A 15,550-nucleotide genomic window follows, 5' to 3' on the forward strand; every position below is an offset into this window, starting at 1 on the left:
GTGAAGCGGTTCTACAAGCAGACCGAGGTTTCGCCGGCAGAGGGCGGCTGGCAGGTTACGCTCGACGGGCGCGGGGTGAAGACGCAGGGCAAGCGGGCGCAGGTTGTGCCGGGCGAGGCGCTCGCCCGTGCCATGGCGGCGGAATGGCAGGACCAGGGCGAGGAAATCGACCCCGCCCGCTTCGTGCTGCGCGACATGGCGGACTATGCGATCGACGTGATCGCCGCAGACCGGGCCGACGCGATCCGCGCGCTGGTGCCCTATGCCGAAACCGACACGCTGTGCTACCGCGCCGAACCGGGCGAGGCGCTCGCCCGCCGGCAGGCGGAAGTGTGGGAGCAATTGCTGACCGCCGCCGAAAGCCGCTGGAACCTGCGTTTCGAGCGCGTCAGCGGCATCATGCACCGCCCCCAGCCCGAAGCGACGATTGCCGCCCTGCGCAGCGTGCTGGAAGGCAAGGACGAATTCACCCTCGCCGCGCTGCGATCGCTGGCAGGCATCTCCGCCTCGCTGACCATCGCGCTGCTGGCGGCAGAAGGCGCCTACCCCGCGGAAACGCTATGGCAGGCAAGCGAGCTGGAAGAGCTTTACCAGGCCGAACTCTGGGGCCGCGACGCCGAAGCCGAAGCCCGGCAGGCCAAGCGGTTCCGCGATTTCGAAGCAGCCATGCGTTTCGCGGCAATGGTCCGAGGCTGAAGAGGCCCCCTTTCGGGACTTAGCCCACCCAGTCCGCGACCTGCCCTGCCACGTCATTCGCCGCCTTGTTGAGCGCCGGGCCGACCTGTTCGGGCTTTGCCGCCACGCCCGGCACGCGGGCTTCGAAGCGGCGACTGGAAAGGGCACCGCCTGCGCCGGACTTCACGGCATCGAAACGCACGACGACGGCCTGTTCGCGCGCGTCATAGCCGAAGGCGAGCAGGCGCCCGCCAAGGCGGTTCTTCGTGGTCGGCGCGGCCTCGTCGTCGGTGAAGACCATGTGCTTGCCACCGGCCCGGATCGTCTCGGCCAGCAGGGTGCCGAACAGGCGCGCGGGGCGCTCCACCCATTGCGCCTTGGCAAGATAGGCGACGTTGCTTTCATCCACCTGCACGGCAATGCGGTTCACCGCGAGGCTGCGATCGGTTTCCGGGTCGAGCACCAGCAGCGCATCCTCGGCCTTGCCCGAAAGCGAAGCACCGGCCTCAAGGCTGCGCGAGGGGGTCAGGCTGAACAGCGTGGGCGGAGCCTTGGTGCCGCCGCCCAGCCCCAGGCAGCCCGACAGGCCGCCGAGCAGCGCCAGCGAAAGGCCAAGCCGCATACCCCGTTGCACCATTGCCTGCCCTTTCATGGCCGAAATCCTCATGGCTTGTACTCGGGCAGCTTGGGCCCGCCGAGCAGGGCACCGGCACCCTGTTCGTCGATCTTTTCTGTAACGCCGCGCAGCGCCCGGGTCGTGGCGCGCAGGTCGCGGATCGCGGCTTCGGCCTGCGGCAGGGTGCTGTCGTTCAGCTGGCGCAGGCCGGGCTTGGCCTCGCCCAGCGCGCCCTGCAATTCGTCCGCCGCGCGCTTGGCCGAACCCAGCGTTTCGCGCAGCTGGCGAGCCAGGGCCTGCCCATCGCTGCCAAGGATGTTGTTGGCCGAACCTGCCACCTGTTCGAACCCGGCCAGCGTTGCCGTTGCCTGCTTCAGCGTCACCTGCAGTTCGGCCATGGTCCGCTTCACCTCGGGCGAGGCATTGGCCAGTTCGCCGGTCAGGCGGTCGGTATTGGCAAGGATGTTGCGCACCGCCCTCTGGTTGTCATCGCCAAGCAGTTCGTTCAGCCGTTCGGTCAGCGTTGCCAGCCGGTCCAGCAACAGCGGCGCGTTCGACAGCAGTTCGCCCAGACCGCCGCGCTTGGTGGGGATCACCGGCTTGCCTGCCGGGCCCGGCTCGGTAATCGGATCGGCGCCCTGGACGCCGCCGATCAGCTGGATCGTCGAAACGCCGGTAAACCCGCTCTGAATCGTGGCCGTGGTGCCCTGCAGGATGGGAATCTTCTTGTCCACGGCAATGCGCACGCGCACGAAGCTGGGGTCCTTCGGCCACAGTTCGATATCGGTGATCTCGCCCGCCGGAACGCCCGCGTAATTCACCGGCGTGCCCTTCGACAGGCCGCTGACCGATTGCTTGAAGAACACGTCGTAGGAATCGCGGCTGCCCTTGCCCAGCTGCGTCACCCACAGCACGAAGGCGGCAACCAGCGCCAGCAGCACCAGCGTGACCGTCCCGACGAAGACATGGTTGGCGCGCGTTTCCATGGCCTTGCTTATGCCTTTCCTTTTTGCGCGTTGTCCATGCTCTTGGCACGCGAGACACTGGCCTGCGCGGCGCGGCCGCGTGGTCCGTTGAAGTATTCCTGGATCCACGGATGGTCGGTGGCGAGCAATTCGGGGATCGTTCCCACCGCGATCACCTGCTTGTCCGCCAGCACGGCCACGCGGTCGCAGATCTCGTAAAGCGTATCGAGATCGTGGGTGATGAGGAACACGGTGAGGCCCAGCGTTTCCTTCAGTTCGCGCGTCAGGCGGTCGAATGCGGCGGCACCGATGGGATCGAGCCCGGCGGTCGGCTCGTCGAGGAACAGCAGTTCGGGATCGAGCGCAAGCGCGCGGGCAAGGCCGGCACGCTTCTTCATGCCGCCCGAAAGCTCGGCCGGATACTTGTCCGCCGCATTGGCTGGCAGGCCGGAAAGCATGACCTTGTAGAGCGCGATTTCGCGCCGCAGCTCGTCATCGATTTCGGGGTAGAACTGCTTGAGCGGCACTTCCACGTTCTCGGCAACGGTCAGGGTGGAAAACAGCGCACCGCCCTGGAACAGCACGCCCCAGCGGCTGCGGATGTCGATATCGTCATCGTCGCGCGCGTCGGTGATCGACTGGCCCAGCACCTCGATCTCGCCCTCCGACGGGATCTGCAGCCCGATGATGGAGCGCATCAGCACCGACTTGCCCGTGCCCGACCCGCCGACCACGCCCAGGATCTCGCCCTTGTTCACCGTCAGCGCAAGGTCCTGATGGATCACCTGTTCACCAAAGGCATTCTTGACGCCGCTGATGACGATCGGGTGCTCGCCCGTGAACCGCCCGGCCACGCGGCGACGGGCAAGATCCCGCACGTCATCAAGGATTTCGTCGTCGGCGCTCATCCCCAGCCCACCTTGGAGAAGAACACCGCGAAGAAGGCGTCCATGACGATCACCATGAAGATCGCCTGGACCACGGCCATGGTGGTGCGCAGGCCCACTTCCTCGGAATCGGCCTTCACCTGCAGGCCCTGGAAACAGCCGGTCAGCGCGATCACCAGGCCGAAGAACGGGGCCTTGATCAGGCAGACCCACAGGTCCTTGGTGGGGACCACGTCCTTGATATCGCCCAGAAAGCCCAGGAACGTGGAATTGAGCGTGAGCGAGGCGATGAAGGCGCCGCCGATGATCGACATGCTGGCGGCGAAGAAGCCCAGCAGCGGCATCAGCAGCACGCCGGCCATCACGCGCGGCAGGATCAGTGCCTCGATCGGCGAGACGCCGATGGTGCGCATGGCGTCCACCTCTTCGGTCAGCTTCATCGTGCCCAGCTGCGCGGCGAAGGACGATCCGGACCGGCCCGCAACCATGATCGCCGCCATCAGCGGCCCCAGTTCGCGCATCGAGATGCGGCCGGTGAGGTTCACGGTGAACCCGTCGAGGCCATAGTCGCGCAATTGTTCGGAACCGAGCTGGGTGATGACGATGCCGACAAGGAAGCACATCAGGCCGATGATCGGCAGCGCGGTTACGCCCACCAGCTCGAACTGGCGGATCACCGCCTTGCCGCGCAGGCGCGAGGGGTGGCGGATGGTCTGCCCGGCGGTGACGAGCACCGAGCCGAGGAAACCGATGATGGAAACGGTGCCCTTGCCCGTCGCCTCGACGAATTCGCCGGTATAGGCCAGGCTGCGCTTCACCAGGCCGCCCTCGTCCGGCGCTTCGGGATGCGGTCGGTCGGAATCGGCAAGCGCGGCGATCAGGCGCTTGGCGCGATCATCGGTGCCGACGATGCGCGCCTTGTGCTCGCGCGCCACGCGCAGCGCCATCCAGGCGCCGACCGTGTCGATATCGGAGATCTGCGAGAGGTCGACTTCGGCAACCCTGTCCTCGCAGGCGCGCAGCCGGCGATCGACCACGCCGATCGAGGATACCACCAGCGGCCCCGAAAACACGATGCGAACCGCACCGCCTTCGGCTTCCTCGGTGCTGAAATCGGCCCATTCGCGCATAGACATACGTGTCTGCCGGTAAAATGCGGCGTGAGCAAGATGGGCATGCGCATTCGCGCAAGGCGGGTAGCAAGATGGCCTGCGCATTCGCGCAAGGCGGGGAGCAAGATGGCCTGCGCATTCCCGGCGTCCGGGCAACATGGGTTGCGCGCTCGCCCCCCCGCTGGCAAAGGCCCGCCATGGCTCTCGACAAGACTTTCGATCCCGCCGCCATCGAGGCGAAATGGTATTCCCACTGGGAAGATAACGGCCTGTTCCGTCCCGAACGGCCAGAGGCGCAGCCCTATACCATCGTCAACCCGCCGCCGAACGTAACCGGCAGCCTGCATATCGGCCACGCGCTCGACAATACGCTGCAGGACGTGGTGATCCGCTATGAACGCCTGCGCGGCAAGGATGCCCTGTGGGTGGTCGGCACCGACCATGCCGGCATCGCCACGCAAATGGTGGTCGAACGGCAGATGGAAGCGGCCGGGGACAAGCGCACCAACTATTCGCGCGAGGCCTTTGTCGACAAGGTCTGGGAATGGAAGGCGGAAAGCGGCGGCACGATCACCCGCCAGCTGCGCCGCCTCGGCTGCTCGATGGACTGGAGCCGCGAGCAGTTCACCATGGACCCGCACTTCACCCGCGCGGTCGTCAAGGTCTTCGTCGACCTCTACAACCAGGGACTGCTCTATCGCGACAAGCGGCTGGTCAACTGGGATCCCAAGCTGAAGACCGCGATCTCGGACCTCGAGGTGGAAACCCGCGAGGTCCAGGGCGGTTTCTGGCACTTCCGATATCCGCTGGCAGACGGCGTGAAGCGCGATGACGGGCTCGACTATATCGAGGTCGCCACCACCCGCCCGGAAACCATGCTGGCAGACATGGCCGTGGCCGTTCACCCTGACGACGCGCGCTACCAGTCGGTCATCGGCAAGGAGATCCTCCAGCCGCTCACCGGCCGCCGCTTCAAGGTGGTGGCGGATGAGCACGCCGATCCCGAGCTTGGCTCGGGCGCGGTGAAGATCACCCCGGGGCACGATTTCAACGACTTCGAAGTGGGCAAAAGAGCGGGCATCAAGCCCTCGGAAATGCTCAACATGTTCGATGCCGAAGCCCGCGTGGTGCAGACTTCGGACGGGCTTGTGCCGGAGGAATTCGTCGGGCTGGACCGCTTCGATGCGCGCGCGCTCGTGGTCCAGCGGATGAAGGAGCAGGGCTTCCTCATCCCGCACGTCACCAAGGACAAGGAAGGCAACGAGGTTCAGCACGATGCCGAACCGCGCACCATCCAGACCCCCTATGGCGATCGGGGCGGCGTGGTGATCGAGCCGTGGCTGACCGACCAGTGGTACGTCAACGCCGCCGAACTGGCCAAGGCACCGCTGGAAGCCGTCCGCTCGGGCGCGATCGAGATCGTGCCGAAGACCTGGGAAAAGACCTTCTTCAACTGGATGGAGAACATCCAGCCCTGGTGCGTTTCCCGCCAGCTGTGGTGGGGCCACCGGATTCCGGCTTGGTATGGGCCGGACGGTCAGGTTTTTGTCGCCGAAGACGAGGCCGCTGCCACCCAATTGGCGACTGAGTATTATAGAAAGCAGGGGTTGGCCGATCCCATAATCGACATTCAAAACGTGACATTCCATCGCGTCGGAAACGAGGTCGTCGGCTGGGTGGGCGAGGTTCGAGACACCGGCGAACTCGTTAATGCACACTCGACAGTAACCCTAGTCCGCGACGAGGACGTCCTGGACACCTGGTTCTCCTCGGCACTGTGGCCCTTCGCCACGCTCGGCTGGCCGGATGACAGTGCGCTTGTCGAGCGGCATTACCCCAATGACCTGCTGATCTCCGGCTTCGACATCCTGTTCTTCTGGGATGCGAGGATGGCCATGCAAGGCCTTCATTTCATGAAAGAAGTGCCGTGGAAACGGCTTTACCTGCACGGCCTTGTCCGCGCCGCCGACGGCCAGAAGATGTCGAAGTCCAAGGGCAACGTGGTCGATCCGCTGGGCCTGATCGACAAGTATGGCGCGGACGCACTGCGCTTCTTCATGGCCGCCATGGAAAGCCAGGGCCGCGACGTGAAGATGGATGAAAAGCGCTTCGAAGGGTATCGCAACTTCGCCACCAAGCTGTGGAACGCCGCCCGCTTCTGCGAGAGCAACGGCATCGGCGCCAGCACCGCGATCGCCGCGCCCACGGCCACATCGGCGGTCAACAAGTGGATCATCGGCGAAGTCGTCGAAACGCTGGCCGAGCTGGACAAGGCGATGGCCGACCTGCGCTTCGATGCGGCGGCGAACACCATCTACCACTTCGTCTGGGACCAGTTCTGCGACTGGTACATCGAGCTGATCAAGGGCAATTTCGACGAAGAGACCAAGGCCGTCGCCGGCTGGGTGCTCGACCAGATCCTCGTCATGCTGCACCCCTTCATGCCCTTCGTCACCGAAGAATTGTGGGCCGCGCTGGGCGACCGGGCGAACTACCCGCTGATCACCGCCGCCTGGCCGCAGCCGGGCGCGGCAGTCGATGCCGAAGCCAAGGCAGAGGTTGACTGGCTGATCGCGCTGATCGGCAACCTGCGCACCGCCAAGAACGAGCTTGGCATCGCGCCGGGCGCGAAGCTCGATGCCTACCTGCCCGATCCCTCGCCCGCGACGCGCGGGATCATCGAGCGCAACCCGGCCGCCATCGAGCGCCTTGCGCGGCTCAACGGCATCCGCTTCGATGCGGCACCGGCGGGCGCGGCCATGCAGGTGGGCGCGGGCGATGCCAACATCGTCGTGCCGCTTGAAGGCGTGATCGACATTGCCGCCGAAAAGGCCCGCCTGACCAAGGCGCTGGAGGTTTCGACCAAGGAAGCCAAGTCGCTCGAAGGCCGCCTGTCGAACCCCTCCTTCGTCGAAAAGGCGAAGCCCGAGGCGGTCGAGAAGGCCCGCGCCGACCATGCCATGCACAAGGCCGAGGCCGAGCGGCTGGCGGCGGCGCTGGCGCGGCTGGGGTAAATGGCGCTCGTCCTCGCCACGACGACCCCCGGCGAGCCCGAGATCTTTGCCTCGGTACAGGGCGAAGGCGCGAGTGCGGGGCGCGCCTGCGCCTTCGTGCGCCTGTCGCGCTGCAACCTTGCCTGCGAATGGTGCGACACGGCCTATACCTGGCGCTTTAGCGGCGATAACCGCCCGCACCGCGATGGCATGGACTTCGAGCGGTCCGCCAACCAGCTCACGCTCGACGAGGCAGACGTCGCCGCGCGCATCGCCGCGCTCGGGCGGCTGCGGCTGGTGGTTACCGGCGGCGAACCCCTGCTCCAGGCCCCTGCCCTTGCCCGCCTGCTGCCGCTGCTGCCGGGTATCCATGTCGAGGTTGAGACCAACGGCACCGTCGCCCCGCCCCCGGCGCTCGACGGGCTGGTGCACCAGTGGAATGTCAGTCCCAAGCTTTCCCACAGCGGCAATCCGCGCGACCCTGCCCTGCGGCCCGAGGCGCTGCGCGCCTTTGCCGCCGATCCGCGCGCGACGTTCAAGTTCGTCATCGCCGAGGAAGCCGACATCGCAGAGGTCCGCGCGCTTGCCGATGCCCATGGCATCCCCGGCCAGCGCATCTGGCTCATGCCCGAAGGCCGCGACAGCGAGACGATCCGCGCGCGCGGGCGATGGCTTGCCGATTACTGTTCAAAACATGAACTGAATTTCTCCGACCGCTTGCACATCCACCTGTTCGGCGACACCAGAGGGACATGAGCGAGGCCGTCCCACCCGAAGCTGCTAGCGAAACCCCTGCGCGCCTTGAGCACATGCCCGGCGACCTGACTGAAGGCCCGGTTACCCGCACCCTGCTGATGTTCGCCCTACCGACGCTGGGATCGAACGTGCTGCAATCGCTCAACGGCTCGATCAGCGCGGTCTATGTCGGCAAGTTCCTGGGCGAGAACGCCTTTGCCGCCACCGGCATCGCCACCATGGTCATGTTCCTGATCTTCTCAGGCACGTTCGGGCTCTCGATGGCGGCCACGATCATGATCGGTCAGGCCATGGGCCGGCGCGATTTCGACGAGGTGCGCCGCGTCAACGGCGCCACCACGGGGGCCTTCATCGTCATCAGCCTGGCGATCGCGCTGCTCGGCGGCCTGCTTGCCCCGCCGCTGCTGCACCTGCTTTCTACCCCGGCAGAGGCCTTCGACTACGCGGTGGAGTTCCTCCATGTGGTGTTCATCGGCATTCCGCTGGTCTTCGTCTCGATGCTGCTGCAATCGGCGCTGCGCGGGGTCGGCGATGCGGTGACCCCGCTGTGGACGACCGTGCTGAACCTGGTGTTCTCGGTACTGCTCAACCCGCTGTTCATCCTCGGCTGGGGACCGATACCGGCGATGGGCCTGGCCGGCGCGGCATGGGCCGGGGTGGTCACCAACGGGCTGTGCCTGATCTTCCTTGTGCTGCGCACCTACATGCTCGATTCCCCGCTGTGCCTGCGCGGTTCGCAGTGGCGGCTGCTGCGCCCCGACTGGGGCCGCCTGAAGCCGGTGCTGGCAATGGGCGTGCCGATGAGCCTGTCGATGGTCATCATGTCGATCTCGTCGGTGATCATGATGGGCCTGATCAACCGCGAAGGCGTGGATACGGTGGCCGGATACAATGCCGCCAACCAGCTGTGGAACTACATCCAGATGCCAGCCTTCGCGGTGAGCAGCGCGGTGAGCGCCATGGCTGCGCAGAACATCGGCGCCGGCCGGTGGGACCGGATCAGCGCCATCGCCCGCACCGGCCTGCTGGTGAACCTTGCGATGACCGGCCTGCTCGTGCTCGCCAGCCTGCCGACCGACCATTTCCTGCTTTCGCTGTTCCTGCCTGCCACCAGCCCGGCGCTGGACATCGGCGAGCACATCAACCTGATGATCGGCTGGACCTTCATTCCGATGACGGTCTCGATGGTGCTTACCTCGATCGTGCGGGCCAACGGCGCGGTTGTCGCCCCGTTCGTCATCCTCTTCGTCTCGGTGATCCTGGTGCGACTGACGCTGGGCTTCGGCCTGTACGACTGGCTGGGGGCAGAGGCGATCTGGTTCGCCTTCATGGCCAGCAGCTCGTCATCCGCGCTGATGGCGGCGGCCTATTACCTGAAAGGCGGCTGGCGCAAGCCACGGGCCATGGCAGGTCGCCGGGCCGCGCTGGGCTGAGCTCAATCGCCACCCGGCGGGGTGGCTTACCTTCCCTGCGCGCGCCAGCGCATGACGGTGCGCTGCACAGCTGCTTCCTCGCCGCCGGTCACGCGCCACAGGTCGGTGATCGAGGGATCGGCCGAGGCCGGGCGCTTGATTTCCTCAAGCTCGTCGAAGGTCACGCGCATCGGGATGGCAACGCCTTCGCCGCACATGATCGCCTCGCGGTTGCGCAGCGCGGGAATGGAATCGAGGAACCCGCGCGAGCCTTCGGGCATGGCCGCCTTGACGAAGGCCTGGTCGCGATCGTTGTTCAGGCGCATCGAAATGATCGTGCCGCACTGCGAAAGCACGCCTTCGGCAAGGTCGGACGGGCGCTGGGTGATTAGGCCCAGGGCAACGCCGTACTTTCGGCCTTCCTTGGCGATACGGCTGAGGATGCGGCCCACTGATGAGCCATCGGCATTGCGCTCGTTCGGCACGTAGCGGTGCGCTTCTTCGCAGACCAGCAGCACCGGGCGCTGCTTTTCGTCGCGGCTCCAGATGGCATGGTCGAACACCAGTCGCGCCAGCACGGCGACCACGGTGGAGGTGATTTCCGATGGTACGCCCGAAACGTCGATGATCGAGATCGGCTTGCCGTCTGCGGGCAGGCGGAAGATCTTGCCGATGAAGTCCGCCATGGTGTCAGTCACCAGCATGCCTGAGAACATGAACTGATAGCGCGGATCGTTGCGCAGCTCGTCGATCTTGTTCTTGATGCGCATGTAGGGCGCAGAGGTGGTCGCCTTGTCGAGCTTGCCGGCCTCGTTCTGGATGATCGTCGTCAGGTCGGACAGGACGTAGGGGATCGGGCTATCGACGGTGATGCGCCCCATCTGCTCGGCCAGCCGGTTCTTCATCCGCGCCTGCAACAGGCAGCGGGCAAGGATATCGGCATCTTCCTGGCGCTGTTCCCCGGTGGACGTGAGCATGGCCTCGCAATGCTCTTCGAAGTTCATCAGCCAGTAGGGCATGGCGAGGTTCGAAACGTCGAAGACCATGCCGGTAGTGCGGAAGGCGGCGGCATATTCGCCGTGCGGGTCGACCATGACGACATGGCCCTGCGGCGCCGCTTCACAGATGCGGTGCAGGATCAGCGCGGCGCTGGTCGACTTGCCGGTGCCGGTCGAGCCGAGCAGGGCGAAATGCTTGCCAAGGAAGGCGTCGATATAGATGCCCGCGCGGATATCGCGCGTGGGGAATACGGCGCCGACCTGGATGGTCGAGCGGCCATCGCTGGCATAGATCTGGCGCAGGTCGTTCGTGGTTGCCGGATAGACCAGCGCGCCGGGGATCGGATAGCAGGTAACACCGCGACGGAAGCCGTGGATGCGGCCGGTCAGCTTTTCCTCGTCACCTTCGCCCAGGAAGTCGATCTGCGCCTGGATGCCGCCGGGGGTCCGGGAATCCTGCTTTTGCGTGCGAACCGAAGCGAGCAGCCAACCCCGCCCGACGCGGATCTTGATCTGGCTGCCAACCTGCCCGGCCAGCGCGATCGAGGGATCGAGATCCTGCGAGCATTCGTGCAGGCGCTGCAGGTCGAGCGCGATAGCCGAGCTGGAGCCGGCGATTTCCTGGATGATGCCGATCGGCTCAAGCGCATTGTCGATCTGCGGATGGGCGGCATGGCCCGCCAGATCGTGCGGACTGGCCGGACTGGCCGTTTCAAAACCCCGCGAACTCATGTCCGACATCATGCGACGCCCCACTCAAACCCTTGAACTTGTTGAGCGGGTTAAGGTTAACCTGTTAAGATAGGCCTAAAATCGGCTGAAAAGACGCCCTGCCGCCAGCCCCATGCCCACCGCGACAAAGACCGCGAGCACACCGTAGAGCAGGCCGTAGTTCTGCGCGAAATCGGCGATGCCCTGTTCGAAGCCGCGCTTGGAGACGTTGACATGCGCCGTGGCCGAAGCGACGACGCGGCCCTTGCTGATGGCCAGCGTTTCGGCGGTATAGCGCCCGGTGGGCACCATCGATGGCAAGCGGATGCGCGCCTGGTAGAGCACCTGTTCGCTGATCGTCACCGCGCCATCGTTCTGCTGGTAAAGCCCGTCCTGCGCGCGCTCGGCAACCAGTCCATCGGCAAAGCGGCGCTGCTTGGCCGGATCGATCGAGCCGATCGGCGAAAGCTGCAAGGATGGCAGCCCCATCTCGTAAATCGCGGCGGTGCGGGCATCGACGATCTTTTCGATCGGGCGGGACGATGCCACCGCGTAATAGCCCGGCGCGGAGCGGTATTCGCTGCTCGATCCGTTGACCCAGATGCCGGCGAAGCGCTGCTTTTCGCGCACGACGATCGATTCCGTCGGGCCCTTGAGGATCACCACGATATCGTAGTCGCGCCCGGCGCGGCTGCCGCTGGGATCGAGGATCGCGCCGTAAAGCAGCAGTTCGGTGCCGGTGAAGCCCTGCCGCACCTGGATTTCGTGCTGCGACACTTCGGGCACCAGGATGGGGTCCACCGCGCCGGTCAGCAGCCACAGCGAAAGCAGGGCGAACAGCCGCTTCATAACGGCGCCACCGTGTAGATCGCCTCCGGCCGGTACGTCAGCCCCAGCGCCATCCGCAAGGCGACCAGCAGCACCAGCGCAGCCAGCACCAGCCGCAGCCGGTCCGCCGGAATCTTCAGCGCCAACCGCGCGCCGAACTGGGCGCCCGTCACCGATCCGATCAGCAGCGCGGCGGCAAGGACGATATCGACCGCGTGCGTTGTCACCGAATGCATCAGGGTGGTGGCGATGGTGGTGAACAGGATCTGGAACAGCGAGGTGCCGACCACCACGTTGGCACTCATCCCCAGGATGTAGAGCATGGCCGGGACCAGCACGAAGCCGCCACCGATACCCATCAGCATGGTCAGGATGCCGGTGATCACGCCCAGCGCCAGCGGCGCCAGTGGCGAGATGTAGAGCCCCGAGCGATAGAACCGCCAGCGCAGCGGCAGGTTGGCTACGAGCGGGTGGTGCCGCCGCTTCTTGGCGGGGCGAGGAATGCCGGTGCGCTGCGCCTTCAGCGCCGCCCAGGCATCGCGCGCCATGACCGTGCCGATCCCGCCGAGCAGGACGACATAGAGGATGTTGATCAGGGTATCGATCTGGCCGAGCGAGGAAAACAGGTTGAACAGCAGCGCGCCCAGCCCGGTGCCAATGATGCCGCCGACCACCATCACCGCACCCATGTGGTAATCGACCCCGCCGCGCCGCGAATGGGCGATCACGCCGGAAACGCTGGCGCCGGTAACCTGGCTGGCGGCAGAGGCTGCGGCAACCGTGGGCGGCACGCCATAGAAGATCAGCAGCGGTGTTGTCAGGAAGCCGCCGCCAACGCCGAACATGCCCGAAAGCAGCCCCGTCAGCACCCCCAGCCCGACAATCACGAGCAGGTTCACCGCAAGGTTGGCAATGGGCAGGTAAACGTCCATGGGATCGCCGCCCGCACTAGCCGGAATGGCGTGCGCTGTTAAGGCTGTACCCTAGAATCCTGCGGACAAGGTGATCGCCGGGCCGGACTGCGGCGCGGCAGAGCCGGCCACCCGGAAACGCCAGTCTGCCGCCACCCGCACGGTCGAGGATTGCGTCGGGTGCAGGGTGATCCGGGCGGTCGGCCCGACATCAAGCCGCGATGCCCCTTTCTGCGCCCCGCCCCAGGTTCCCGCACCAGCGGCGAGCTCTGCCCCGGCAAGGCGGGCGAGCGGGCGTTCGATGCGCAGCTGGCCATCGACAAAGGCCGTCGATCCCGCGCCGCCGACCCAGCCCGCCTGGCCATAGGCTTCGGCCTTCAGGCGCAGCGGCAGGTCCAGCGGGGCAAGCTGGGTAACGAGCGCCGCTGCCGGGCGCAGGCGGGTGCCGGTGGCCGTGCGGGTGGCGCGCGCCTCTGCCATGGCGGCAACAGGGATGGCCGCCAGTGGCCGCAGCGAAAGCCCCACTGCCGCTTCCTGTTCGCGCAGGCCGTTCAGCGCGGCGCTGGCGCGCAGGTAAGCCGCCGGGCGCAGCGCAGATGACGTGTCGAGCCGGTAGCGCAGCACCATTCCGGCCTGGCTGGCCCCATAGGAACCGCCGATCGCCGCGAGAGCCGGAGCCCCGCCGCCGCGCCGCAACAGCAGCCAGCCATCGCCCGACCAGCGCGATTGCCGGGGCCCGGCCTCGCGGGTCGGAAGGGGGGCGGGGACCAGCCCGGCGGGTAGCGGCACCTGGCTGAGCGCCGACAGGAACAGCAACTGGTGCCCACCCGCCAGCATGGGGTTGGGCCTGGCCTGCATGGCCGGGGCCATCATGTCAGGGTGTGTGACCGGCTGGCCCGTGGTGAAGGCTGGCGGTATGGGCCCGGAGACCACGGCTACGCCTGGCAGGGCGAGCGGTGCCCGCTCCACTCCTGCCGGTGCGGCCGGAGCCGGCTGCGGCATCCGCCAGTCCGGCGCAGTATCCGCCAAGGGGCTGTGATGCTGCACCTTGGCCGGAACCTCGCGGAAAAGTTGCGCGCCGTCGGTCCGGTTGTGAGCGCCATCGGCTGGCGACCCCGGAAGGGCAGTCGCCACGACACGCAGGGCCAGCCAGAAGCCCATCAGCCCGCAAAAGGCGATGACCGGCTGGCCGCGCCGGCGGAGGGAGCGCGGCTTCATGCCCGCGCCTCGGCAACCAGGGCGGGGTGCGCGTGATGGGCGGTCTTCTCCCATACGGGCACGCTGCCCCGCAGGCTGCGCAGGTAGGCCATGAGCGCCCGGCGCGAGGCCATGATGGCGATGATGTTGGCCACCGGGATGCGCAGCACGGCAAGGCAGCCTTCGGCCAGGCCATATTCCCGCGCCGTGAAGGCAAAACGCATGACGGCGCGCCAGCCCATGCCGGCGATGCATATCCACACCATGCCTTCCAGCAGGGGCGAGGCCGCGCGCGGACCGGCAAGGCCCGCCATCTCGGCCAGCGCCAGCGTCGGCGTGAGCAGCAGCAGCACATAGGCGATGAACAGCAGCAGCGCGGCCAGCGGCCCGCGCCGGTCACGCAGGGCCATCCACAGGTCCACCGGCCGGCCCCACCAGCCAAGCCGTTCCCAGCCCTGGAAGGCGATGCCGTGGACCCAGCGGGTCTTCTGCCGCACCGCCTCGCCCAGCCGGGCCGGGAAATAGCTGCGCGTCGCCACCAGCTGGCCCGCCGCATCGCGCAGGCGCAGGAAGCGGGTATGCCCGCCATTGCGCGCGATCAGCAGGCCCAGTTCGTAATCCTCGGTAAGGCAGTCTTCCTCGAACGGGCCGCCAAATCCGGTTCCGCGCAGTGCGTGAAGCTGCGCCAGCACCTCGCGCCGCAAGGCACAGCCGACGCCTGCCGAGGGCAGGCCAGCCCCGAGTGCGTCGCGCACCACCATGGCCTTGCCGTGTGCTTCCGCGAATTCATCGATGTAGTGCCCGGCGATCCAGCGCGATCGGGGCTGCGGCTCGGGCCGGACGGGGATCTGCACGAAGTCCGAATCGGTCAGCGCCGTATCGAGCAGGGTGAGCGCGGCCGGGTGCACCATGTCTTCCGCATCGTGCAAAACGACCGAGCGGAAGGCGATGCCGCTTCGCGCCTCGTCATCGCAGAGCGCCCGGTACAGCCGGTTGAGGCAATCGGCCTTGGTCGTCGGGCCATCATGGTCCTGCACCACCAGCCGAACGCGCGGGTCCGTGCCGGTGGCAGCCATGGCGGCGAGCAGGGTCGGCATGTCGTTACGATAACAGCCGACATAAAGCCGCAGCTGTCCGTGCGGCCATGCCTCGAGCATGTGGCGGATCGTCGTGCCGATCACGGCGGATTCCTGCCATGCGGGGATGAACACCGCAGCCATGCCCTGCAGGGGGCGCTTGTCGACATCGGCGGCCAGGCGATGGGTGCGCTTGCGCCGGAACAGGCGCTGCCACAGCCAGACGCCATCGACCGCGGTTTCATCGAGGATGCCGAGCAGGAACCAGAAGGCGGCGAACAGCATGAGTTCGTGTTCGATCGACCGGAGCAGCCCGAACAGGCCGGCAAGGTCCGGTGCCATCCCGACAATGGTCGTCAAATCAGGCACGACTCCCCCCCGGGCGATTCCCTTACGGAATTATCCATATGGGC

At 66.5% G+C, this 15,550-nt stretch carries 13 protein-coding genes; 4 read left to right on the forward strand and 9 right to left on the reverse strand.

What is annotated here, in order from left to right; translation table 11 throughout:
* Positions 1-696, forward strand: coding sequence for an ATP12 family chaperone protein (locus C0V78_RS06025; protein WP_101796893.1), 696 nt, complete (start codon positions 1-3; stop codon positions 694-696).
* A gap of 19 nt (positions 697-715) precedes the next feature.
* Here C0V78_RS06025 and C0V78_RS06030 read toward each other — a convergent pair whose 3' ends face one another.
* From C0V78_RS06030 to C0V78_RS06045, 4 genes are read right to left on the reverse strand one after another with little or no spacing between them, the layout of a single operon-like run.
* Positions 716-1,327, reverse strand: coding sequence for an ABC-type transport auxiliary lipoprotein family protein (locus C0V78_RS06030; RefSeq protein WP_254049833.1), 612 nt, complete (start codon positions 1,325-1,327; stop codon positions 716-718).
* An 11-nt stretch (positions 1,328-1,338) separates the two neighbouring features.
* The gene (locus tag C0V78_RS06035; protein ID WP_101796895.1) at positions 1,339-2,277 is read right to left on the reverse strand and encodes an MlaD family protein; all 939 of its coding nucleotides are present in this window, start codon (positions 2,275-2,277) and stop codon (positions 1,339-1,341) included.
* 8 nt (positions 2,278-2,285) lie between these two features.
* The gene (locus tag C0V78_RS06040; protein WP_101796896.1) at positions 2,286-3,164 is read right to left on the reverse strand and encodes an ABC transporter ATP-binding protein; all 879 of its coding nucleotides are present in this window, start codon (positions 3,162-3,164) and stop codon (positions 2,286-2,288) included.
* Complete coding sequence (locus tag C0V78_RS06045; RefSeq protein ID WP_371514423.1) at positions 3,161-4,279, reverse strand: MlaE family lipid ABC transporter permease subunit; 1,119 nt, start codon at positions 4,277-4,279, stop codon at positions 3,161-3,163. The genes C0V78_RS06040 and C0V78_RS06045 overlap by 4 nt, the downstream gene beginning before the upstream one ends.
* Positions 4,280-4,452: 173 nt before the next feature.
* Between C0V78_RS06045 and C0V78_RS06050 the strand changes: the two genes are divergently transcribed.
* The 3 genes from C0V78_RS06050 to C0V78_RS06060 are packed head-to-tail and all read left to right on the forward strand — an operon-like array spanning position 4,453 to position 9,437.
* Positions 4,453-7,269 carry a valine--tRNA ligase gene (locus C0V78_RS06050; protein ID WP_101798222.1) on the forward strand — a complete coding sequence of 939 codons (2,817 nt, stop codon included), beginning with the start codon at positions 4,453-4,455 and terminating at the stop codon, positions 7,267-7,269.
* Positions 7,270-8,004, forward strand: a complete 735-nt coding sequence (locus C0V78_RS06055; protein WP_101796898.1) for a 7-carboxy-7-deazaguanine synthase QueE — start codon at positions 7,270-7,272, stop codon at positions 8,002-8,004.
* Entirely contained in the window at positions 8,001-9,437 is a 1,437-nt protein-coding gene (locus C0V78_RS06060; RefSeq protein WP_101796899.1) for an MATE family efflux transporter, read from the forward strand. Before C0V78_RS06055 ends, C0V78_RS06060 begins: the two co-directional genes overlap by 4 nt.
* Before the next feature lie 26 nt (positions 9,438-9,463).
* On the opposite strand, the gene C0V78_RS06065 is transcribed toward C0V78_RS06060, so the two are convergent.
* The 5 genes from C0V78_RS06065 to C0V78_RS06085 all read right to left on the reverse strand — a co-directional run bounded on the left by C0V78_RS06065 (position 9,464) and on the right by C0V78_RS06085 (position 15,506).
* Positions 9,464-11,155, reverse strand: coding sequence for an ATP-binding protein (locus tag C0V78_RS06065; protein ID WP_101798223.1), 1,692 nt, complete (start codon positions 11,153-11,155; stop codon positions 9,464-9,466).
* Positions 11,156-11,221: 66 nt separating this feature from the next.
* Positions 11,222-11,974 (reverse strand): TIGR02186 family protein, encoded by a 753-nt coding sequence (locus tag C0V78_RS06070; protein WP_101796900.1) that lies wholly within the window; start codon positions 11,972-11,974, stop codon positions 11,222-11,224.
* Positions 11,971-12,885 (reverse strand): sulfite exporter TauE/SafE family protein, encoded by a 915-nt coding sequence (locus C0V78_RS06075; protein WP_101796901.1) that lies wholly within the window; start codon positions 12,883-12,885, stop codon positions 11,971-11,973. Before C0V78_RS06075 ends, C0V78_RS06070 begins: the two co-directional genes overlap by 4 nt.
* Before the next feature lie 51 nt (positions 12,886-12,936).
* Positions 12,937-14,082: a hypothetical protein gene (locus tag C0V78_RS06080; protein WP_101796902.1), complete on the reverse strand. Its 1,146-nt coding sequence runs from the start codon at positions 14,080-14,082 to the stop codon at positions 12,937-12,939.
* Positions 14,079-15,506 carry a glycosyl transferase family protein gene (locus C0V78_RS06085; protein ID WP_254049834.1) on the reverse strand — a complete coding sequence of 476 codons (1,428 nt, stop codon included), beginning with the start codon at positions 15,504-15,506 and terminating at the stop codon, positions 14,079-14,081. Before C0V78_RS06085 ends, C0V78_RS06080 begins: the two co-directional genes overlap by 4 nt.
* Between the last annotated feature and the right edge of the window lie 44 nt (positions 15,507-15,550).

This window comes from Novosphingobium sp. TH158 (genome assembly GCF_002855555.1).
In the GTDB taxonomy this organism is placed as follows: Bacteria; Pseudomonadota; Alphaproteobacteria; order Sphingomonadales; family Sphingomonadaceae; genus Novosphingobium.

Bases quoted from the DNA above. Each gene is read 5' to 3' on its own strand.
- C0V78_RS06030 (WP_254049833.1), bottom strand. From the start codon at position 1,327: ATGAAAGGGCAGGCAATGGTGCAACGGGGTATGCGGCTTGGCCTTTCG.
- C0V78_RS06035 (WP_101796895.1), bottom strand. From the start codon at position 2,277: ATGGAAACGCGCGCCAACCATGTCTTCGTCGGGACGGTCACGCTGGTG.
- C0V78_RS06040 (WP_101796896.1), bottom strand. From the start codon at position 3,164: ATGAGCGCCGACGACGAAATCCTTGATGACGTGCGGGATCTTGCCCGT.
- C0V78_RS06045 (WP_371514423.1), bottom strand. From the start codon at position 4,279: ATGTCTATGCGCGAATGGGCCGATTTCAGCACCGAGGAAGCCGAAGGC.
- C0V78_RS06050 (WP_101798222.1), top strand. From the start codon at position 4,453: ATGGCTCTCGACAAGACTTTCGATCCCGCCGCCATCGAGGCGAAATGG.
- C0V78_RS06055 (WP_101796898.1), top strand. From the start codon at position 7,270: ATGGCGCTCGTCCTCGCCACGACGACCCCCGGCGAGCCCGAGATCTTT.
- C0V78_RS06060 (WP_101796899.1), top strand. From the start codon at position 8,001: ATGAGCGAGGCCGTCCCACCCGAAGCTGCTAGCGAAACCCCTGCGCGC.
- C0V78_RS06065 (WP_101798223.1), bottom strand. From the start codon at position 11,155: ATGTCGGACATGAGTTCGCGGGGTTTTGAAACGGCCAGTCCGGCCAGT.
- C0V78_RS06070 (WP_101796900.1), bottom strand. From the start codon at position 11,974: ATGAAGCGGCTGTTCGCCCTGCTTTCGCTGTGGCTGCTGACCGGCGCG.
- C0V78_RS06075 (WP_101796901.1), bottom strand. From the start codon at position 12,885: ATGGACGTTTACCTGCCCATTGCCAACCTTGCGGTGAACCTGCTCGTG.
- C0V78_RS06080 (WP_101796902.1), bottom strand. From the start codon at position 14,082: ATGAAGCCGCGCTCCCTCCGCCGGCGCGGCCAGCCGGTCATCGCCTTT.